The sequence below is a fragment of the Leminorella grimontii ATCC 33999 = DSM 5078 genome, assembly GCF_000439085.1.
Classification (GTDB): domain Bacteria; phylum Pseudomonadota; class Gammaproteobacteria; order Enterobacterales; family Enterobacteriaceae; genus Leminorella; species Leminorella grimontii.
On the sequence record NZ_AUUA01000012.1, the window covers coordinates 91,723 to 114,558 of the forward strand.

The following is a 22,836-nucleotide window of genomic DNA, read 5'->3' on the forward strand; positions in this document are numbered from 1 at the left end:
TAGCAAATTATGAAATGCAAAAAGGAAAGGCAATGGCCGGATGTGGAAACTGTGAAATGGATCGAATTGGAAATAGTAATGCGATGAAATATATAAGAATAAAAAATAGACGTTTAGACAGTAGAAAAGAAAACCGCCGGATGTGGCATCAACCCTTAGGTAATAGCCTCCGCTCCGGCGGTTTGCTGAAATAAGCTGAAGCTGAACTTCAGCCGATAGGAAGGTTAGTCTTTCAATACGTCACGCGCGTTGATCGGCTGTACGGGGCGGCTGTTCGGATGTCCCATCGTCTTCTCAAAAGAGGCGATCTGGGCTTTACTTGCCGCAATCGGGTCCTTCAGCACCAGCCAGCGAACGCCTTCTGTACACGGCGGGGTCGTCAGCGAGCCGTTAAAACGATAGTAGTGACGCCCCTTGGGCAGCAGCGCCTGCGCGTTAACGCTTTGCTGATAGTCAATCTGAGCGCCCTCTTTCGGCATCTCTTTCCACAGCGCGGCTAGCGTTGGGTTCTCTTTTCCCTCTTTCACCATCACGGCAAGAACGGTAATTTCACCTTTCTCACTGGCGTGAACGAAGTGGATCTCCATCGGGAACGACTGCCCTTCGATCAGGTTTTCGCTCGGCGTATGGAAGTGAAACTGCTTAAGCTCGAAGCGGATACCGTCAATCTCCAGGAAGCTTCCCGGCGCATAGTCGACCTGTAGGGTATGCCCGTTGTTAACCATGTCCTTTGCGCCCGCTTTGTAGCTGAGCTTAAACGGCGCCATGCTCGCCTTAATGGCGCCGGTTAAATTCACCGGGGACTGGTTTTGCGCGTGGCAGGCGGAAAACTCCGGCGACAGTTCAGCCCAGTGTTCCGGCCCCTCTTCTCCGCTATACCCCCAGTGGCCGGAAGCGAAGGCGTTAAAAGAGAGCGCAAGTCCACAGGCGATAACGAGCTTTTTCATATGATAAGTCCTACTCAAGACAAGAAATGGTTATGAATGGAACCTTCAGAGAGATACGGGGTGCGTAAAGGGTTAGAACCGAGCTATCGTCCCTGATAGGGGCAGCACAATAAACGCGTTGCTGCTCGGCTATTTTGCGCCTTGGAAAATCAGAGCGTAAGCGGTTAAAAGGTAACAAAATATATCAAAATAAAATAATATCGAAATGAAATAAAACACTTACATTTACTGCGAACAATCGAAAACGCCTCGACAGAAATTAATCCATCGAGACGTATAACGAGATAAAAAACTGATTGGAACTAGCGTGGAAAATCGTAATTTAAAATAGTTAAAGTATCGACGAGCTCCACTTTTCATTGCCGTAGCGCCGATTCTTATAGCTGTCGATCCGCCATTCTCCGGCCTTTTTCAACATGATGAACAGATACTCGTCCTTAAACTGGCTCTGCGTCTTAACGTACACTTCGGCACGGCTTTTGGTTTTTATCTCTACGTTGACTTCCAGTGGATCTTCAATGCCGTTGAATTTGGACGGAAAGCCGAAACTCTTCGGGTTCTTACCACCGTACACCCTGCGTTTGTCCGTGCAGAACTCGTCAAACAGTGGCGAAGTGCGCTCGCCGAAGGGCGCAAACCAGTTGGTCCTTGGGGCATAGTGATATTCGATGCCGGGATACTGTTCACGCAGGGCGCTATCTTCTTCTCGGCTTTGAGTGTGAATATCGTTTTCAATCAGGTTCCACTTTTCACCGAATGCCCTGACGCGCTCGGCCAGATACGTTTTTAACACGGCTTCATCCATGATTTATCACCTTATTTTTTCTGATTTCACCAATAAAATCTCGGCCAGAATACGCTGATAGGGAGACGAAAAAAAGCCCGCAATCTTCATCGCGGGCCTTGATTCAATTACAACAAGGGTTAGAACTTGTACTTAAACCCAACCGTCAACGCCGTATCGCTGTAGCCGTCGTCGCCCAGCTGTTGCGCCACGTTGGTCCAGACGTTGGCGTGCTGACTCAGTTGGCCTTCCATACCCAGCTTCAGCTCGCCGACGTTGGTGCTGCCCGCCTGACGGGTCGTTACGCCGTCCAGCGTTGCCCCTGCGCGTTCAGTGTTATGCAGCCAGTTCGCTTCGGTGTAGACGGTAAACAGCTTGTCGCTACCCTTGTCCATGTCGCTTACGCCGTCGCGGGACAGCTTCACGCCAAGGCGCGTCTGCACGTTGTTGTCGCCGTCGGACGTCACTTTTGTGCCGTTGGCTTCGCGGTGGTCATCGGCTTTTACGCCGTTCCAGATAACCTGCGCCTGCGGCGTCACGTACACGCGACTGTTTTCCCCCTGATACACCGGCATGCGGTAGCCGCCTTCCACCGACGCGCTAAAGCCCTTCATGTCGTAGCTTTCGCTCGCCAGCTGCTCGCCGTTCACGCTGGCATCAAGCAGGCTGTACTGCACCCAGCTGTCGACATACAGGCCGTCCAGCGTTTTGGCGTCCTGATACCAGGTGGCATACACGCCGCCGCTGTAGCCGTCGACCTTTCCCTTGGAGCTGTAGTCACTGTGGCCGTTAACGCTCTTGCTGCTCGACTGGCCGTAGCCCAGCATCAGGCCCAGGCCCAGGCGGTCATCCGCGCCGAACTGCACGCTCGCCACTTCGCCGCCGCCCTGAATCACGTAGGTGTTGGTGGTGGTCTTAACATGCCCGCTGGTGTCTCTGGATTCAGTATGGTTGCCCTGCTGGCGCAGCCACATGCTGGAGTTCTCCGCGCGCCCTTCGCGGTCTTCCAGACGCAGGTTGAACATCTTGCTGGCCGCCGCCATGTTGGCCACGTAGCTGCCCGTTTCTGCGCGCGGAGCGAGCTGCGAACGCAGGTACCAGTTGCCGTTGTCGGCATTCTCGCCGACGCCGCCCTGATACAGGTCATATTCATACGCGCCCGCAACTACGCGGTTGCTCAGCTTGAACACGTCGGCCGCTGACTGGCTGGCGTCCAGCACGCGGACGAGTTCAATACCGTCGTCAACGGTTTGCAGCCCCTGGCCGCCAAGGTTGTTCACCTTAATGCCGGTCGCCGCGCTGCCCAGACGGGTGCCGTCTACCACCAGCATATCGCTGGCGCTGTTGGCGCCGCCTTCATTCAACACTGTGTCAACCGTGATTTGGCCGCCGTTGGCGACAAACACGCCGTTGCCGGAAGCGCCGGGAGTCTGACCGCCGCTGATAACTAACACGTCGCCCACTGCGCCGTTGCCCATATTAATAGCGCCGCTGTTGCTGAAGGTCCGCACGCCAAGAAGCTGAGCCTGCGCCGCACCGCCGATAACCATGCTGTTAGCCGCATAGCCGGTGCTATATTCACTACTGTTATTCAGGGTGGTGGCCAGGCCGCCGTCGCCCAACAGGGTCATTGTGCCGCTGTTAGTCACCGTACCGTTGCCGCTCAGTCCCATATTGGATACCGATACGCCGAACGTATCGCGCACGCCGTCGCCGGTGGTGTCGGTCACGCTGCGCAAGTTCCACTCGCCCGCGTTCTGGATGCCTGCGCCGTCAACGGTATCGTAGATATCGACGCTGCCGGTCATCACGCCTGCGTTAGTCAGGCTGAAGGAGGCCATGGCCGTGCTGTTTGCCCGGTTGCCCTGCGCGTTGACGATGCTGTCAGACATCGCGCCCAGCGTACCCTGGTTAGTAATAATGGAATTGCCAGCGGTACCAAGATTAATTGCAGTAGCGGTATTGTTGATCTGGCTAGGCGCTGAGTCATCAGTCCAGCCGCCGATCGCATTGACGCCTGCGCCAATCTTGATATCTGTATCACCGCTCAGTCGACGTAAACCACCGGAGATATATTCACCTGCGACAAAAATGGCTGAACCGTGTACGGAGGTCGATGCATCGATCGCGCTATTTGAACCGGCAGCCAGTTCGAACTGACCATCAGTAATCGCTTCGATAGCTTTACCTGATTCGCCCTGAACCTTGATGCTGGAATTGTTAATCAGCATTGTGGTATTGCCGACGGCCTGCCCATTACCTCCCTCTACAACGGGCTTGTAATCTGTGGTGCGACCGATAACACCGCCTTGCAGCGTGCGCGTATCCTTCCCACCGTTGACTGAAAGTGCTGAGTTATTAATTTCGATATAAGAAGTGCCTGCGTCAGATGCCAGAACACCAATCGCTCGGGTATTTGTTGAACTCGCTGCGGCAGTCAGGGAAACATCAATATCGTTGGCAACTATGCTGGCATCGCCGTTGCCGCCAGTGGTTGAGACATAAGCGCCATAGACATCTGTCGCTGAACCGGTAATTGTCGTACCCGTAAGTTTCAGTATGCCGTTACCGCCGGACTGAGGGCGAAGAAAAATTGCGCGACCTTGCCCCTGTGGCGCATTAAAGCTAAATACGCTGCCGGTGTCTTCAATAATGACATCAGTGGCATATCGAGTATTGCTTTCAAGGCCAGAAACGACGCCAGCGGATGCGTCCAGCGACAGATTAAACTGATTGTTCTTTGACACAATACTGGAAATACCGCTACCAGATTCAAGGAAGTTTGTCACCGCGCCGCCGGTGCCTCCTGACGTTCCAGTGTAGGCATAGTTGAACGTTGAGCCTTCTATTTGCGTTAACGCATCACCATCCTTAACGTGATTATAAATACCCCATTTTTGCGTGACGGAAGGCGCCACGGTAAGAGTAGAGTCCGTCATACTCGTGGTTGTTTTACCGACGCCAAACGTATTGATCGCTTGAGCTTCCTGTGAGGAAATCGTGCTGCCGATAATATTAACGGCAACCGTGCCGGTTGAGCTGACCGTATTGATAGCAATGGTGCCAGCAGTCGAATTTATGACGCTGCCTGCACCTATCGAGGTGAAAAGGTCACCTGTGCTATTCATATTAACGAATGGCGTAACGGTACCATCAGCGATATTCAGCGTAATGTCCGAAGTTGAGTAGGCAATACCGGTCGAATAACTGCCCGCCGTACAGGAAACCGTCGAGCCCGCAGCAGGCGCGACGCCGCCGCTACATTCGTTCGCCGCATAGGCGCCGTTTACGCTAAGCAGCGCAATCCCGGCCAACACGGCTAAAGAAACAGGGGTGCGTTTTTTGGAATAATGCGTAACAGAAGGGGTTGCGCATTGATTTTCTTTATTGCTCGCCATAAATATCTATTTAATTCCCTTAAAAAAATGCATTACAAAAATTGAAATAACTAAAATGTTTCGTGATATAGGTAAAAGAATTATCTATAGAGATCGTTGGCGTGCGCTAGAATAGTGAATTGATTGCATATGCTACCGACATAAATTATATAAAAATAATTTAATATATATTTCAATCAATTAAATAAAACTAAGGGCTTGAGCCAGCCACCAATATTCCTAAAGAAATCCTACCGTTATATGCATGGTGGGCCGCTCTGACAAAGCAGAAAGCATAGAAATCCCTATCCAAGCCATGATCAATATAATAGATCGATTAAAATGATTCAAACAACCATTTAGTCTAAACATGGACATAATTACCAACAAAACAGCATAATATTTCATTTAAGTGTAAGATTTTATGAAAAAGATCGAAGATAAGATAAAATATAGGTAATAACATTGCAGCGCATTAATAAAGATACAAATAAAGATTAATAAGAGAAATAAAAGAGATAAAAATAGCAACAATAAATTATCATTTTTTATTTTGAAAAATGTTGTTTTCAAAAATGAGAAATAGATAACATCAAATTTCAGATGCATTCCCTCTTTGAAACAATACGGATCGTCGTTTTGCATCTCACGGCGCAGGAATGCCCGTACGGGCGTCACCTGATCCGCATTTTTTATGAGCAAAAGAGGTAAGAACGGTAAATCGGCCATGAAATTCTGAGAGATATTCAAATAGCCCGAACGGGCTTATCATCCTCTGAAGCAGCAAGTAAAAAGGCCCGTAACTCATCATTACGGGCCTTCTATTTAACAACGGCAGGAATTAGAACTTATACTTAAACCCGACCGTCAACGCCGTGTCGCTGTAACCGTCGTCGCCCAGCTGCTGCGCCACGTTGGTCCAAACGTTGGCGTGCTGACTCAGTTGGCCTTCCATACCCAGCTTCAGCTCACCGACGTTGGTGCTGCCCGCCTGACGAGTCGTGACGCCATTCATCGTTGCCCCTGCGCGTTCAGTGTTATGCAGCCAGTTCGCTTCGGTATACACGGTAAACAGCTTATCGCCGCCCTTGTCCATGTCGCTTACGCCATCTCGGGACAGCTTCACGCCAAGACGCGTCTGCACGTTGTTGTCGCCGTCGGACGTCACCTTGGTGCCGTTGGCTTCGCGGTGATCGTCGGCCTTCACGCCGTTCCAGATAACCTGCGCCTGCGGCGTCACGTATACCTGGCTGTTTTCACCCTGATACACCGGCATCCGGTAGCCGCCTTCCACCGACGCGCTGAAGCCCTTCATGTCGTAGCTTTCGCTCGCCAGCTGCTCGCCGTTCACACTGGCATCAAGCCAGCTGTACTGCGCCCAGCTGTCGACGTACAGGCCGTCGAGAGACTTCGAGTCCTGATACCAGGTGGCGTACACGCCGCCGCTGTAGCCGTCAACCTTGCCCTTGGAGCTGTAGTCGCTGTGGCCGTTAACGCTCTTGCTGCTCGACTGGCCGTAGCCCAGCATCAGGCCGAGGCCCAAGCGGTCATCCTCACCGAACTGCACGCTCGCCAGTTCGCCGCCGCCCTGAATCACGTAGGTGTTGGTGGAGGTTTTGACCTGACCGCTGCCGTCTCGGAACGTGGTGCGATCGCCCTGCTGACGCAGCCACATGCTGGAGTTCTCCGCGCGCCCTTCGCGGTCTTCCAGACGCAGGTTGAACATCTTGCTGGCCGCCGCCATGTTGGCCACGTAGCTGCCCGCTTCAGGGCGGATGACGCTTTCCGGCGTAGGGCTTGGCGACAAGAATTGAGAACGTAGATACCAATTGCCGTTGTCGGCATTCGCGTCGACGCCGCCCTGATACAGTTCGTATTCGTAAGCTCCGGCAACGGCGCGGCCTCTCAGAGTGAACACGCCTGCCGCTGACTGACTGATGTCCAGTACGCGTACGACTTCAATGCCGTCATCCGTGGTCTGCGCGCCCAGGCCGCCAAGATTGTTCACCTTGATGCCAGTGGCCGAGCTGCCCAGACGGGTGCCGTCTACCACCAGCATATCGCTGGCGCTGTTGGCGCCGCCTTCATTCAACACTGTGTCAACCGTGATTTGGCCGCCGTTGGCGACAAACACGCCGCCACCGGAAGCGCCGGGAGTCTGACCGCCGCTGATGATAAGCACATCGCCCACCGCGCCGTTGCTCATGTTAATGACGCCGCTGTTGCTGAAGGTCTGCACGTTCAGGATCTGGCCCTGCACCATACTGTTGATGAGGTAACCGGTGCTGTAAGCGCCGGTACCGTCCAGAGTACTGGCCTGGCCGCTGTCGCCCAGCAGTGTAATCACGCCGCTGTTGGTAATGTGGTTGTCGCCACTGCTGCCGAAGTCTGATACCGCTACCGTCAAAGCGTCGCGAATGCGGTCACCGTCCGTGTCGGCAAATTTACGCAGGTTCCATTGTCCGGCATTGTCAACCGTGACGCGAGCGTTGTCGGCGGTCATGACGCCCGTCATTTGGCCGTTAGCCTGGTTGTTAAAATGAATAGAGGCATTGGAAGCAGTAAATGAGGTAGCCAGTATCCGATCGCTATCGGACGTGATAGAACCGCTGTTGTTGACGGTATCCTGCGGCGTAGCGCTGTCATCGCTTCTGAGCATCAGGGCAACCTGTCGACCATTAACCCGTCCCCCGTTCAGGATGTTGAATGTGTTGCTGTCACTCATGTCGGCGGTAAGGCCAAACAGGGAGTCGACGTAGCCGCTGCTGCCGATAGTGATAGCTGACGTACCGCCGGTATGAGCGACGCCGCCGGACCAAGCAACGATGCCAAACGAGCTGCCGACTATGTTTCCGTTATTTTCAATGGCGATATGGTTGTTGTTTCCGGTGAGCGGTTTGGCTTCGATACCGTATTGGCCGACGCCGCGCATGGTGTCATGCAGGATATCGCCGTTATTAACGATGTTGATGGCCGCACCGTCACCACCTCGTATCTGGATGCCGCGCGTGCCAGAGCCAAGTACGTGGACTGTACCACTATTGGTGACGTCGATGACTGAGGCTCCGGCGCTGCTGGCCAGAATGCCGTAGCTGGTGTTGCCGCCGATGGTAAGATTGCCACTATTGACAATACTAATATCCGCAGCCCCATCTGCTTCAGCAAGGATAGCGGCCCCGTTAGCGCCTAACGTCTCGATCGCGCCGGCATTATCAACGGTAATCGCGCCGGTCGTTGAGAAAGCCTGAATGCCGCTGCCGTTTTCGCCGCGAGCAACAAGCTTACCCGTGTTGATTAGACTGACTGTTCCTACACCAGTGCCAAGCGTACCGTACTTACTGTCACCATAAAATGCCGCCGAGTCCAACCCATTAACGTCTATCAGATCCCCGGTGAAAGCCGCTTCTACGTCGCCCTGTGAGCTAAGAGCAGCAATACCGAATGCCGCATGCCCTGTACCATCATCCGCTCCGGACAGCTTAGCGTGAGTTATGATAGTGCCCGTGGCGCTCACTTTTGTTGAGCCGACTCTTGCCGATGCGTGAATGCCGTCAGAGTTATCGCTAAAGACTTCAATACGTGGGCCAGTATAGGCTACCTCGACATCACCGGTTCCCGTAGCCGCTGCGCGAATACCGCTGGAGTTAACCGCGTGAGTTATGATATCGCCGGAATACATCACCTTGTTAGAGCCATTCAGTGAGCTGGAAAAAATGCCATAGCTCCGGTCAGTCGCGCTGTCTGACGCCGTCGTAATTGCGCCGTTGCCGATTATAGTGATGGAGCCACTGCCCGAAGCGCGAGCATAAACGCCGTGGCTATTAGCGCCATTAGTCTGAATAGCGCCACCGTTGTGAATGAAGGTATCCGCTCCTCTACTGCTTAAATAGGCCTCGATACCGTGGGCATTATCGCCTAATGTGTCAATCTGGGCGGCAGAATCAATTTCAATCTGAAGCTCACTGTTTACCCGAATGCCAGAGTTCACGTTCACCCCATTTACGCCCGAGACCGTGTTATCGACAATCAGGCGCACACCAGAACCTATCTCTACCTTGGAATTTCCAGTTCCGGTGCTGTTAGAAAGGATTGCATTACCGCCATGTACGGTAATCGTGCCGCTGCCGGTATGAACAATGCTGGACGTGCCGTTGATTGCGTTTGCCTCTATGCCGTCAGCATAGTTGGTATTATCCACATTATTGGTCAACGTCAACTCGCCGCCGATCGTAATGATTGAATTACCGTCGGAGTTGCCGCCATTAGAAACAATGCCGGTATCGCCCAAACTGTTAACAACCACTACGTTAGTTCCGGTCAGGTTAATGGTGCTATCGCCCGCAGTTGTCTCCGCCCAAGCACGGACACCGTGATTACCGATCCCACCGCTGGGATTCGTATTAACAGTGGAGTTGTTAATATTGAGCGTCGCGTTACCGGAAAGGGCCGAGACGTCAATCGCCGTACCTATACCGGTAACGTTGATATTCAGACCATTTGCGTTCACTTCCGCATTGCCCGACGCAGCTTGACATTCCACATTGGTAGTCATTGTACCGGTCGCATCGCCGCAGGCAGCGAATGCCGCCTGTGGCGTCAAAACCAGAGCAATTGCCGCAGCGGCCGGAGTTTTTAAAAGCTGACGAATAACCTGCTGGGGTAAATCACAGCGGGAAGCTGATAAAAAATGAAGAATCATATGATTGATTTCCTTGAGGTAATTAACAGAAATTGCTGCAAAAAACTGGGACGGATACTTTCTTGTTATTTTCGATTTGCTGGATGGTATAGTCTTCCCTACTGAGCGTTATAAAAGCTCTGGTAGGATTTAAGCAGGAGGAAAGAAGGGGTCATGGGGCAAACTCCTTCTTACCGTTTCAAAGCTTGCTTTTGCGTTAAGGTTAATCTGAAAAATGAAGTTGCCGGTCAGGCAGCTGACGATAATTTTCTATCAGCCTCCGGTCGGCAGGCGGGGTAGATATACTTAGTCTGAAAGGTCCGGTTACAGCTTTCACAGCGATAACGCTGAAACCCGGTTTTTCCTCGCCCATATTTACGAACGCCTTCCTTCTTTTCGCAGTATCTGCATATTGGAGTTATCGCTAATTTGTATGCACTCCATGCCATATATCACCTCAAAATACGATAAACGAGCATTCTTTTTACCTAAAGCTGAATGATGAAGACGTGAAATAGCAACAAATAGAGAATAAGAACAACATGAATAACACGCCATTTAGCCTACTCTAAATGCTATCTTTTGTATCAATCAGCAATCGTTATGGAGAAAAATAAGAAATTTCCGCCCAATGCAGCGACAAAATAATAGATCGACTTATGGCAATCAAACAATAATTTAATCTAAAAATAGACTCTTAAAACAACAAAACAGATTAACATTCTAAATCAATAATAAAACCAATAAAAAAGATCGAATATGATATAAAAATCAGCCAATAACGTTAAAACTCTATTGATATGTAAAAAAATAAGCATTTGTCAAAAAGAAAAAACAAGTTCATGAAATCTTATCTACCCATTAACAATAATTAAATCCATAAAGATCGCCTACAGAAAAAATGAAATGGGAGAGTCGCCCAGAGGCGGAGATATTAGTAGAAAAGATCTTTCAAGACCCCTCGTTACCTATAAAGGCAAGCAAAATGGAAAGCATTTTTCCTCTATCGCTAAGAGAGTACGACATAAGCCCTGAAACAAAAACACCCTGTGAACCGTACGCTCACAGGGTGGAAGTAGCTATCTTTATGGCTTCACAGATTCAATATCCGCGAGGCGATAAAAGTAATAAAGCGCTAATTAAATCTTGGGAATGCGTAGCACCTGCCCCGGATAGATCTTGTCCGGATGGCTCAGCATCGGCTTATTGGCCTCAAAGATAACCATGTACTTATTGGCGTTGCCGTACTGAGACTTGGCGATGGCGCTCAGCGTGTCGCCCTTCTTCACGGTATAGAAGTTGCCCTCTTCTGAAGGCTGCTCGACGTTCAGCCTGTTTTCAACCTGGCCAATGCTTGCTACGTTGCCAAGGATCACCATCAGCTTTTCTTTAAGCTCTTGATCCGCGGCTTCACCGCCGACGACCACGGTGTCGTCTTTAACGTCGAGTTCTATCTTATCCATGCCCGGCAGGCCCACCTTGTTCAGGTGTTCCTTGAGCTTAGCGACCTTATCTTCCGGTTTGCTAGAGACGTTATCCCAAAGCTTCTCGCCCGCTTCCTTTACAAAATTGAATAAAATTCCCATTCTCTTCTCCAACAAGGACATAAGTGAAAACGCATCGGCGGAAAGGGAGAGAAAATGCTCCCTTTCGCCAAGTGCAGTCCCGTACATTATAGACCGCTATACAACGCATTCACCAGTTTCCCAACGTTCTATCTCCGTACCGGTGATAAATAGTTGAGTAAAACCATCAACTTCGCGCATATAGGCGATGTATTTCCCATTGGGTGAGAACACGACCGCATCGGGACAAGGGTGGTTTTCCGCGCGCTTTTCCGTCAGGCGCGTAACCACGCCGCTGTTGACGTCGCACAGCACCACGCTGCCGTCCATCACGAACGCCAGGCTGCGCCCGTCCGGGCTCCAGGTAAAGGCCGACTGAACGCCGAACTCACCGTCCGTGACCTGCTTAAGCTCGCCGCCCTGCGGAGAAACCAGCCAAACCTGCACCACGCCGGAGTCGTCCTTCATCAAAAAGGCGATTTTGCTGCCGTCGGGCGAACTGCGCAGCCAGTGGCGGGGCACGGTCGCCACGCCGGGAAAGCGCCTGTCCGCCGTGTGGGTTAAACGGCGCTGCGTAACGGACGCCGGCGGCGACGGCATGGCGTCCGGCGTTCCCGCCAGCGGGCCAATACCGGGCTTGGCGTAGTCGTCCAGCGCCGGCGGCAAATCGACGATAAACACTTCCGGCACCTTCTCGCCGCCCTCATCGCGGGTATCGCCAATAAAGGCCAGCGCCCAGCGCTGTCGGCTTCCGTCGGCCTTTACGTAACCCTCACGGCCAATCCAGCCCTCCTCGTAGGCGCGGCTGATTTCATCGCTGCCGGGTTCCGGATGCGCCGTCGTTTGGCTCACCAGCACGCAAAAGTGGCTGCCGTCGTACTCTCTGGGGTGCTGCTTATCTACCGAAACGGGATGCAGCGGGACGGCGACGCCGACGTTGCGCTGATCAAATTCCGCGCCGCGCTCATGCATCAGGCGATCGTTATAGGTAAAGCTCAGGCGGCTGCCGTCCGGGCTGAAAACGTGAACGTGAGAACCGCCGCGCAGCGCGCCCGGCGTAAACGGCGGCGTGATGTCCATGGCGTCCAGCGTGACGGCGCGCTTTCGGTCCGATTCGGAGACAATAACCCCGCGTCGGCAGTGAAAGTCATAATGCCACTGCGCGTCCGGCTTCTCCGGGCTATGAATAAACGCATAGCGAACGGGCTCGGCAGGGCTAACCGTCACTACGCCGACAAAGCTTTCAGGCTCAGCCTGATACACCACTTCTACTTCACAAGTTTCAACGTTCACCCTCTCAATGGTTTCTCCGGTAAACGACGCGCCGCTGGGGCGAACGTCGTAAACCAGCCATTGGCTGTCCGGCGTCCAGACGTTAACGTTAGTTAACTGGTGGTTGCAGGGCGTATAGGTCACCTGTTTTTCAGTCTCTTTCATGGTTGCTCCTGCTTGTCGCCTTTGGATATTTTCATGTTGCAAGATAAATACAGCCCTGTCACGGGCGGGTGATAAAAAATTCGGTGCGATACCGCAAAAGGCGTCGAAAAAGGCCATTTTTCTCGACACCTATTGAGCAACAAGATAAAACTAGCCCATTACGTCAAAAATTTCAGGAGGCCCGATGGATTCGCTTATTCGCCAAATTGTTGACGCCCACACCGCCATTCGCCCCCAGGTTAGAGTCACGCCGCTGGAGCTCAGCGCTCCGCTCTCCTTAATGAACGGCTGCGAAATATTCCTCAAGTGCGAACACATACAGCGCACCGGCTCGTTCAAGTTTCGCGGCGCGGTGAACAAGATCCGCCTGTTGAACGATAGTGAGAGAAAAAGCGGCGTAATTACCGCTTCGACCGGCAATCACGGACAGGCGCTGGCGCTCGCGGCGCGCTCCTCCGGCGTGCCCGTCACCGTTTACGCGCCCGCGACGGCGGCGAAGGTCAAACTGGAGGCTATGCGCACCTTCGGCGCACGGGTTGAACTGGTAGAAGGCGACGCGCTGGCGGCGGAAAAGGCTGCGGCCGAACAGGCCGCCGAGCAGGGCAAGCTGTTCGTCTCGCCCTATAACGATATCGACATTATCGCAGGCCAAGGAACGGTGGGCGCCGAGCTGTACGACCGGGCGCCGGATCTTGACGCCGTATTCGTCTCCGTCGGCGGAGGCGGGCTCATCTCCGGCGTTGGCAGCATAATGAAAAAGCTGTCGCCCAAAACGCAGATTATCGGCTGCTGGCCGGAAAATGCGACCGCCATGTACTCAAGCCTTCAGGCGGGGAAAATCATCGACGTTCCTGAGTGCGACACGCTGTCCGACGGCACGGCGGGCGGCGTTGAGCCCGGATCAGTCACCTTCCCGCTCTGCCAGCAGGTTATCGACCGCTGCGAACTGGTTAGCGAACAGGAAATTCGCCGCGCTATGCGGCTGCTGGCAAGCACCGATCGCTGGATGATAGAGGGCGCAGCCGGCGTTGCGCTGGCGGCGGCCCTGCGCCTGACGCCGGAGTTTAAAGGAAGAAAGATTGCGGTGGTGCTGTGCGGAAGAAACATCGTTTTGGAAAAGTATCTTCAGGCGATTGCTGAACAATAGCGACTCGGCCGACTTACAGCTCCATATACATCGCAATACGCGGAACGCGGCTCCACGTTTGCTCCTGTTCCAGCGCGCCTTGCAGAAACGTCGGCATTGTGCGCTGTTCGAATTCGTTAAAGCCGATGCGGCGATAAAACGGCCCGTTCCACACCACGTCGCGAAAGGTGGTCAGCCCCACGTAGCGGCTTCCCTGCATGCGCGACCAGACGATGGCGGTTTCTATCAGGCGGCGGCCAATTCCACGACGGCCAAACTCAGGGTGAACGCCCACCTCTTTTACCCATCCCCAGTCGCCGACGGCGTCCATCAGGATAAAGCCCATGGGCTCATCATGTGCGCTCACTGCCACCCACAGCCGCTTTTCCGCCTGCGCCTGCTCCAGCGTCGACATCGGCAGCGTCTGCTGCTGTTCCTCTTCGGGCAAAATATCATAAGAAAACAGCGAGGCCGCCGCCCTCTCAATGCCTGCGATAGCAAAAAGATCGTCAACCTGACTCAGGCGAATGGGGTAATGTCCATACTCGACCATCATAGGCACTCCTTTTGTCAGTGATAAAAATCAACGGCACAGCATCTGACGTGATGTCGATACGGCTTTCGCACCGTATAATATTACTTAGTTTATTCTAAGCTGACGCAGTTTGCCGCGCCGCACGTTCATCAATCGGGCAACTCTATGACAATGTCTAACTCCGCTTCTCTCGCCGAGTCCCCTGTTCTTCGGCAAAAGATCGGCCTGCTTCGCCGCCTGCGCAATCAGGACAAAACGCCGGTCGCCGTACTGATACTGGCCGCCGTCGTCGGCTCTCTGGCAGGGCTTTTGGGTGTGCTGTTCGAACACGCCGTTAACTGGGTTAACCACCAGCGGCTGTTTGGCGTCGGCCACGCGGCCGGAAACCCCCTGTTGATTTGGCCCGCAGTATTTATCAGCTCCGCGCTGTTAGCGATGTTCGGCTACTATCTGGTGCGCCGCTTCGCCCCGGAGGCGGGAGGCTCAGGCATCCCGGAAATCGAAGGCGCGCTGCAGGAACTTCGCCCCGTACGCTGGTGGCGGGTGCTTCCGGTGAAGTTTTTCGGCGGGCTCGGCACGCTGGGTGCAGGCATGGTGCTTGGGCGTGAAGGGCCGACGGTGCAAATGGGCGGCAACGTGGGCCGAATGGTGGTGGATATCTTTCGCGTTAAGGCCACCGAGGCGCGGCACACTTTGCTGGCGACCGGCGCAGCGGCAGGTATGTCGGCGGCGTTTAACGCGCCGCTGGCGGGCATTTTGTTTATCATCGAAGAGATGCGCCCGCAGTTTCGCTACAGCCTGATTTCCATCAAGGCAGTGTTTATCGGAGTGATTATGTCCAGCATCGTATTTCAGCTGTTTAACGGCAGCCGGCCGGTGATTGAAGTGGCGCGCCTTTCCTCCGCGCCCATTAACACGCTGTGGCTTTATCTGGTGCTGGGCATGATTTTCGGCGTCGTCGGCGTGTTGTTCAACCGCCTGCTCATCGCCATGCAGGACGTCTTCGCCCGCGTCTACCGCAACGACTGGCGCAGGTTTGTCCTGACCGGCGGGCTTTTAGGCGGGCTGTGCGGCATTATCGGCATTATCCAGCCGGAAGCGGCGGGCGGCGGATTTTCCCTTATCCCCATCGCGGCGGCGGGTAACTACTCGCTCGGCGTGCTGATGTTCATCTTTATCGCCCGCATTATCACTACCGTACTGTGCTTTAGCTCCGGCGCGCCGGGCGGCATCTTTGCGCCTACGCTCGCCCTCGGCACCCTGTTCGGCACCGCGTTCGGTACCGCGGCTATCTGGCTTTTCCCCCAGTACGGGCTGGAAGTGGGTACCTTCGCCATCGCCGGCATGGGGGCGCTGTTCGCCGCCACGGTGCGCGCACCGCTGACGGGCATTGTCCTGGTGCTGGAAATGACCGACAACTATCAGCTGATCCTGCCGATGATCGTCACCTGCCTGGGCGCAACCCTGCTGGCGCAGGCGCTGGGCGGCAGGCCGCTCTATTCGGTGCTGTTGGAGAGGACGCTGGAAAAGCAGGAGCGGGAGAAACAGTCACCGCCCGCGGCGTCCCACTAAACGTTCAACATTGAGGTCACTGACGGATGAAAAGACGAGTCATAGCTATCGCTGTCATCGTGCTGTCTAGCGGCGCTCTTTTCGCTCAGGCGGATACGCTCATCGCCCCCGCACCGACGGCAAAAATGGACGGTCAGAATAAGACCGTCGCCTTTTACGGCAACTCCTACACACACTACAACAATAATTTAAACACCCGCCTGCGGGATCTCGCCCGCTCGCTGCTGCCCGAGCGCGCCAAGGGGTATAGCTATCGGGGTATTACCATCTCCAGCGGCAGGCTGGGGTGGCACATACCCAACGTTCAGTTCCAGAATACGCTACAAAAATGGGACGTGGTGGTGCTACAGGGAAACTCCAACGAGCCGATCGCCAAAGAAGAGAGTACTCGCAGGTATTTCACCGAGTCGGCGACTCAAATGGCCAAAATCGCCCACGAGGCGGGCTCGAAGGTCGTTTATTTCATGACCTGGGCAAAGCTTAAAAAGCCGGAAGAAACGCAGAAACTGGCCGAAGCCTATATCGATATCGCGCGGAAAACGGGCGGATACGTCGCTCCCGTCGGCCTGGCCTTCGAGAAGGCGATGAAAACGCACCCGGAAATTCGCCTCTACCACAGCGACAATATGCACCCGTCACTGGCCGGAACCTATCTGGCCGCCTGCGTATTCTTCGCTACGCTTTATAATCAGTCGCCGGTCGGCGGAGACGCCCCCGTAGACGGCGACATGTCAAAAGAAACGGCGACGATATTACAGCACATCGCGTGGGACACCGTTAACGAATTTCACGCCCCGGCCAACTAGGCCGCAGGCGCTGTTCGCATTAGGCCTTACGGCATCAAGTCCGTCTGGCGCGTCTCTTTCCCCAACCAAATCACCGCCAGCACGCCGACAAAAATCGACGCGCAGAACAGGGCGAAAATCAGCGAAATCGAGGCGTTCATCGCCACCATGTAACCCACCATCAGCGGCCCGAGAATACCGCCGACGCGGCCAACCGAGGCCGCCATGCCCGCGCCGGTGGCGCGAATAGCGGTCGGATACTGCTCCGGCGTATAGGCGTACAGCGCGCCCCACGCGCCGAGGTTAAAGAACGACAGCAGCATGCCGAACGTCAGCAGTTGAGCGATAGAGTCGGATGCGCCAAAGAAGTAAGCGCAGACGGCGGTGCCGGTCAGGTAGCTCGCCAGGACAAACTTGCGGCCGTAGCGCTCAATCAGCCAGGCGGCGGTAAAGTAACCGGGCAGCTGGGCCAGCGTCATGATCAGCACATACTGGAAGCTTTTCACCAGGCTAAAGCCTTTGAGCATCACCACGCTAGGCAACCACAGGAACATACCGTAGTAAGAGAACACCACGCAGAACCAGAGGATCCACAGCATCACCGTCGCGCGGCGGTAGTCCGCCGACCACACCGCCCGTACGTTCTCCATAATGGAGGGACGTCGCTTTTGCGCCGCCATTTCGGTATAGCGCGGCGAATCGGGCAGGTGCAGGCGCAGATAGATGGCGTAAAACGCGGGTAGCGCACTTAGCAGCATCGCCGCGCGCCAGCCGTAATCGGGAATGACGAAATAGGCGATAAGCGCCGCCGCCAGCCAGCCAAAGGCCCAGAAGCTTTCAAGCAGGACGACGATCCGCCCCCGCTCGTGGGATTCAACGCTTTCAGACACCAGCGTCGACGCCACCGGCAGCTCGCCGCCCAGCCCCATACCGATGACAAAACGCAGCGCCAGCAGCGCTGCCAGCGTGGAGACCAGCGCCGTCAGGCCGCTGCCGACGGAGAACAGCAGCAGCGTAACGATAAAGGCCGACTTGCGCCCGGTTCTGTCCGCCATGACGCCGAAGACGAACGCGCCGACCGCCATGCCGATAGAGTTTATGCTGCCAATCCACCCCAGCTGCTGCGCGGTCAGGCCCCAGTCCTGCTTTAGCGCCGCCAATAAAAACGACAGCAGTCCGACGTCCAGCGCGTCGAACATCCAGCCCAGCCCAGCGATCGTCAGCAGCCGACGCTTAGTGACGGTTTTTTGCAACCCAGCCTTCTGCGAGGTCGTTGTCTGTAGCACCCGGAGAGTCCTCATCGTTGGTAAAAAAGAAGAAAATCGAACGACTTTCTTTAGACAAAACGCCCCCAGAAAGCGCGCCGCCTATGTGATAACAGCATACGCAATCGTTTACAACACATTTTTTTGCCTCACTTTGTTCACTCTCCGTTCTATAGTAGTATCTCAAAAATATTATCTTCATTCGTTACGCTACCCGTTGAGTTAATTGATGGACCAACTACACCAACACTGGCTGTTTGCGCTCTCCGCCCCCACGGCGGCGATGAACCTTGACTATGGCGCATCCTACACCGCCCCCAATTTCTACCCTAACGACTCTGAACTGGATTTGACCAACAGTTGGGATATCGACTCCAAATCCAGCCTGATCGAAACCGTTACCCGCATGGTGGACGACGGCCATGCGGAAAACTTGGCGTCTCCCTACTACCTGTGGCACCGCCTGACGCCAAGCCGCTGGAAAGACTACTGCGCCTCTCAGGAAGCGTACCGGCTGCCGGCATTAGAGTTTGTCGCCGGCACCGCCATGGTGTGCGGCGACGGCGGCATTCGAGCCTGGGACCTGAGCCGAATGGGCTTTTTATGCCGCATCGGCGTGCTCAACGGCTGGCTGACGGAAGAAGAAAGCCTGTGGTTTCAAAGCCGCATCGCCCGGCGCGCCCGCCACTATTACGCCAACTGGCACACCTACACGGCGGGATTCGTTACCGGCAGAACCTACTGGCTTGCGCTACAGGAGGAAGACCCCGACTTAAAGCGCTGCGCCCTCAACAATCAGGGCCTGCAGGACGGCAACGTCACGCTGTGCAATCGGCTGCTGGGCGGCGAAGACAGCCCCTATATGCGCCTCCCCTGGGATATCGATATGGAGCAGGTAGACATGGACAAGCCCGACTCTCTGGCGGAGGTTGACTGGCAATGAGCTTGAACTGCTGGGAAATTCTGGGCATCGAGCCCACTGATGACAAAAACGCTATTCGCGACGCCTACCGTAAAAAGCTGCCTCAGCACCATCCGGAAAAGGATCCGGACGGCTTTAAAAATCTTCGTCTGGCCTATGAAGAGGCCAACAAGAGCGCGCAGGCCGCCTTTAAGCCCGTCTCTGCGCTCGTCGACGCGCCGCTGTCGCTAAAAGACCTGCCCGCAAACGAAGACGAAGGAGAAACTCGGGAAGAGGTTCAAGGCGATGCGCTGCCTTCAGACGTCACCGAGGTCCTCAACGCGCTGCGCCAACTGCTGGATACGCCGGAAAAACGCTACGAGCCGCTGGCCTGGCACGAATTTATCCAACGGCTGGATATGCACTCTATCAGCACCGTTAACCAACTGTGCTGGCCGCTGCTGGACGTTTTAGAAGACGCCAATAATCTGTCAAAAAACTGCGCCCGCCTGCTGTCTGAACGCCTGCGTTGGAAACAGCGCTTAAGCGAGCTGTCGGGAGAACGGTTCCAGTTCGTCGAACGCTTTCTCCACTTTCTGGAAAAAGACGACTTTTTCGATATGACGCAGCTGTCTGCGCTGCCGCTACCGGCTCAAAACGCCATCGTCGATCACATCGAGACCATTCACTACCTGTTCTGGGAGCGTCCGACGTGGATGCTCAGCGCCTATCTGGAACAGCATCACGTCACGTATTGGCCCGATTCGCCGGAGCTGATGGCCCTGCGCTGCCGCTGGTACGCCCATGCGGGGATCGGCGATGAAGGACTGCTGGCCTACTGCTTAGAGCAGATGACCGACAACCCGGACGACGTCGACTGGCTATGGCTGTACGCGTCGCACTGTTCGCTGTGCGGGCACAACGAGCGCGCGCTGCCGTTCTGGATCCGCCTGCACGATCGGGAGCTCCACGCCGGCGCCGAAGCCTGGCTGCTCTCCTGGTGTCAGGAGTTCTCGCCACAGAAGCTGCCGCTGCTGATACAGGCGCTGGACAGGCCTCAATACCCCGACGCAGAGGGCATCGCGCCGGACGCGCCGACGCAAAGCTACCTGACGCGCACGCAGACCAGCAAAACCCTGCTGCGCTGGAGCGAGTCCTCTCTGTTGGACCTGCCGCCGCTCGCCGCCGACTACGCCGCCTGGCGGGCCACCAAAGGGCCGCAAACGTCGGTGCTGCGCCACCTGATTGCGGAAAACGGTTACGACCCGCTGCTGCGCCTGTACCGCCACGCGGCCATGCTGCACCTGGGCGACGAAACTCTGCTGCAGCAGATTATCGATGAGCCCCTGCCGGACAGCGCGCTGGACGCCTTTATCCTGCGCGGCCTTCAGCGTCAGGCGCAGGAGAACCTGCGCTGGCTGCAAACCTCTTCGGTGATAAAGGCGTTTGTCGAGTGGCTGACGCCTGAAACGTCCGCGCCGCTTCCCGATGCGTTCGCCAATAAGGATTCCGACGCCAGCCAGCAGGCGATGAACTGGATACGCCGCAGCCGCTGGTTGGAGACGCACCAGCTTCAAAAGCTGGTGGACAGCGAGCAGTTCGGCGGCAGTCTGGATATCGTCACCGACTGGATAAGCTTTATCACGCTCAACAACAGCATGCCGCTGCCCGCGCCCAAGCAGGATGAAGACTACTGGGACTGGTGCCGCAAGCGCTATGCGCTGGCGCTGCTGCTGGAAACGCCGGCCGAGGCGCTGCCGATGCTGCATCAGGTTCGCGGCCTGACCGTGGAGGCCGACCACCCGCTGTATACGCTGTGGGAGCGGGTGCAGGGGCTTCAGGGCGATGGGGATCTGGTCGCTCAGTATCGCGACAGCCTGACGCTGTCCTACATTCTGCAATACCACTCATGGACGCGCCTGCCCATCACGCCGGAGCAGTATCTTGAGAACAACCAGACGACGACCTCCTATTCCGCCGATCACTTCTACCTCAGCAGCCAAACGTGGCGCGAGCGCATCTGGCGCTCAAACAACTACCACCAGCTGGTGTTTTACGCCGCCTGCGCCTACTGCGGCCACAACAGCCCGGTCGAACGCTTTACCAAAATCATGGAAGACATGACGCTGGATAAAGAGCAGGAAACCGCGATGCGTAAGGCGCTGATTGAGCTTAAGCCCTACGCGTTCGCCCAGAACGTTCGCCATCCGCGCCTGCTGATGTTGATAAACGAAATCACGGCGCTGCGCAAAAGCGAGCGCTACGTTACGCCACAGCCGCGGCAGAAGGCGCTATCAGAGTGCATGTCCGATGAGAAAGAGGACATCTCTCTGCGGCTAGCAGCGAAGCTTTTGCTACAGGAAGCCAGGCAGCGAGAAAAACGTCAGGGTTCGGACAAAAAGCCAAGCCGCTTCTGGCAGTTCTGGCGTTTTAACACGCGCCTTAACCGCAGCGGCTATCTGGCGCAGGTGCTGGTGGGCACCATCGCGGCCTATTTTGTCTCCCGTTTTGCCATTTCGCTGTCGTCGGACGTCAACGGCCCAATGCTGTTTGGCTTTCTGATGCTGCTAAACGGCGCAAGCGCCGTCGTTCGGCGCATCAACGATATAGGACTCGGCCTGCTGGCCACCGTTTGCGTGATTATCCTTATCTTTGTTGTTACCCCTGCGGCCCTGATTTTGCTTCTCATCCCAGGGACGCAGTCATCCACCAACGCTGGCCCACCGCCGGAAAGGTGGTTCAACCTCTGACCTGAAACGCTAAAAAAGCGAGGCGCCCGATGAAGAAAACCTACAGAATTGCCGCCATTCCCGGCGACGGTATCGGCAAAGAAGTGTTACCGGAGGGCGTCCGCGTACTGCAAGCGGCGGCCAAACGCTGGAACCTCGACCTCTCTTTCGAGACCTTCGAGTGGGCCAGCTGCGACTACTACGAGCAGCACCAGAAGATGATGCCGGACGACTGGTTTGAGCTCTTAAAGCCGTTCGACGCCATCTACTTCGGCGCCGTCGGCTGGCCGGATCGGGTGCCGGACCATATCTCCCTTTGGGGCTCGCTGCTGAAGTTCCGCCGCGAGTTCGATCAGTACGTCAACTTAAGGCCGGTGCGGCTGTTCCCCGGCGTGCCCTGCCCGCTGGCGAACAAGAAGCCCGGCGACATCGATTTCTACGTGGTGCGGGAAAACACAGAAGGGGAATATTCTTCCCTCGGCGGCCGCATGTTTGAAGGCACCGACCGCGAATTCGTAGTGCAAGAGTCGATTTTCACCCGCCACGGCGTCGACCGCATCCTGAAGTTCGCCTTTGAGCTGGCGCAAACTCGCCCGAGAAAGCTTTTGACCTCCGCCACCAAGTCCAACGGTATGGCCATCAGCATGCCCTACTGGGACGAGCGCCTGACGCTGATGGCAAAAAATTATCCTGAAATCCGCTGGGACAAGCAGCACATCGACATCCTCTGCGCCCGCTTCGTGCTCAACCCGGAGCGCTTTGACGTCGTGGTCGCCTCCAACCTGTTCGGCGACATCCTTTCCGACCTCGGCCCGGCCTGCGCCGGCACCATCGGCATCGCGCCGTCGGCCAACATCAACCCGGAACGCAACTTCCCGTCGATGTTTGAGCCGGTGCACGGCTCGGCGCCCGATATTTACGGCCAGAACATCGCCAACCCGATAGCCACCGTCTGGACCGGCGCCATGATGCTGGACTTCCTGGGGGACGGCGACGAGCGCTACCGCGCCGCCCACGACGGCATTTTGCGGGCCATAGAGCAAACCATCGCCAGCGGCCCCAAAACCCGCGACCTCGGCGGCCGGGCCTCCACGCAGGAGGTAGGCCAAGCGATCGCCGAGCTGTTATAGCGCTC

General features: G+C 55.5%; 14 protein-coding genes. 6 read left to right on the top strand and 8 right to left on the bottom strand.

Annotated features, from left to right (window positions below; translation table 11 throughout):
- Window positions 1–224: 224 nt before the first annotated feature.
- From G544_RS0113635 to G544_RS20630, 6 genes are all read right to left on the bottom strand, one after another.
- The gene (locus tag G544_RS0113635; RefSeq protein WP_027275121.1) at window positions 225–947 is read right to left on the bottom strand and encodes a carbonic anhydrase; all 723 of its coding nucleotides are present in this window, start codon (window positions 945–947) and stop codon (window positions 225–227) included.
- Window positions 948–1,278: 331 nt separating this feature from the next.
- Complete coding sequence (locus G544_RS0113640; protein ID WP_027275122.1) at window positions 1,279–1,752, bottom strand: NTF2 fold immunity protein; 474 nt, start codon at window positions 1,750–1,752, stop codon at window positions 1,279–1,281.
- Window positions 1,753–1,871: 119 nt separating this feature from the next.
- Entirely contained in the window at window positions 1,872–5,129 is a 3,258-nt protein-coding gene (locus G544_RS21385) for an autotransporter outer membrane beta-barrel domain-containing protein (protein WP_051155762.1), read from the bottom strand.
- 820 nt (window positions 5,130–5,949) lie between these two features.
- Complete coding sequence (locus G544_RS21390) at window positions 5,950–9,807, bottom strand: autotransporter outer membrane beta-barrel domain-containing protein (RefSeq protein WP_027275124.1); 3,858 nt, start codon at window positions 9,805–9,807, stop codon at window positions 5,950–5,952.
- A gap of 1,118 nt (window positions 9,808–10,925) precedes the next feature.
- Window positions 10,926–11,372, bottom strand: coding sequence for a peptidoglycan-binding protein LysM (gene lysM, locus G544_RS0113660; protein ID WP_027275125.1), 447 nt, complete (start codon window positions 11,370–11,372; stop codon window positions 10,926–10,928).
- A 96-nt stretch (window positions 11,373–11,468) separates the two neighbouring features.
- Entirely contained in the window at window positions 11,469–12,788 is a 1,320-nt protein-coding gene (locus tag G544_RS20630) for a YidR family protein (RefSeq protein ID WP_051155763.1), read from the bottom strand.
- 184 nt (window positions 12,789–12,972) lie between these two features.
- On the opposite strand from G544_RS20630, the gene G544_RS0113670 reads away from it, so the two are divergent.
- A complete protein-coding gene (locus G544_RS0113670) occupies window positions 12,973–13,935 on the top strand; it encodes a threonine/serine dehydratase (RefSeq protein WP_027275126.1) in 963 nt (320 codons plus the stop codon).
- A 13-nt stretch (window positions 13,936–13,948) separates the two neighbouring features.
- Here the strand turns inward: G544_RS0113670 and G544_RS20635 are convergent, their stop codons facing one another.
- Window positions 13,949–14,470, bottom strand: coding sequence for a GNAT family N-acetyltransferase (locus tag G544_RS20635; RefSeq protein WP_051155764.1), 522 nt, complete (start codon window positions 14,468–14,470; stop codon window positions 13,949–13,951).
- Window positions 14,471–14,614: 144 nt separating this feature from the next.
- Here G544_RS20635 and clcA point away from each other — a divergent pair, with 144 nt between their 5' ends.
- Window positions 14,615–16,021, top strand: coding sequence for a H(+)/Cl(-) exchange transporter ClcA (gene clcA / locus G544_RS0113680; RefSeq protein WP_027275127.1), 1,407 nt, complete (start codon window positions 14,615–14,617; stop codon window positions 16,019–16,021).
- A 26-nt stretch (window positions 16,022–16,047) separates the two neighbouring features.
- Window positions 16,048–16,827: an SGNH/GDSL hydrolase family protein gene (locus G544_RS0113685; protein ID WP_027275128.1), complete on the top strand. Its 780-nt coding sequence runs from the start codon at window positions 16,048–16,050 to the stop codon at window positions 16,825–16,827.
- Between the two features lie 26 nt (window positions 16,828–16,853).
- On the opposite strand, the gene G544_RS0113690 is transcribed toward G544_RS0113685, so the two are convergent.
- The gene (locus G544_RS0113690; protein WP_051155765.1) at window positions 16,854–18,107 is read right to left on the bottom strand and encodes an MFS transporter; all 1,254 of its coding nucleotides are present in this window, start codon (window positions 18,105–18,107) and stop codon (window positions 16,854–16,856) included.
- Between the two features lie 193 nt (window positions 18,108–18,300).
- Here G544_RS0113690 and G544_RS0113695 point away from each other — a divergent pair, with 193 nt between their 5' ends.
- Genes G544_RS0113695 through G544_RS0113705 form a run of 3 tightly spaced genes read left to right on the top strand, consistent with a single transcriptional unit; the run spans window position 18,301 to window position 22,831 of the window.
- Window positions 18,301–19,014: a DUF1266 domain-containing protein gene (locus G544_RS0113695; protein WP_027275130.1), complete on the top strand. Its 714-nt coding sequence runs from the start codon at window positions 18,301–18,303 to the stop codon at window positions 19,012–19,014.
- Entirely contained in the window at window positions 19,011–21,722 is a 2,712-nt protein-coding gene (locus G544_RS20640; protein WP_036024115.1) for a DUF805 domain-containing protein, read from the top strand. The genes G544_RS0113695 and G544_RS20640 overlap by 4 nt, the downstream gene beginning before the upstream one ends.
- 29 nt (window positions 21,723–21,751) lie before the next feature.
- A complete protein-coding gene (locus G544_RS0113705) occupies window positions 21,752–22,831 on the top strand; it encodes a tartrate dehydrogenase (RefSeq protein ID WP_027275131.1) in 1,080 nt (359 codons plus the stop codon).
- Window positions 22,832–22,836: the final 5 nt, after the last annotated feature.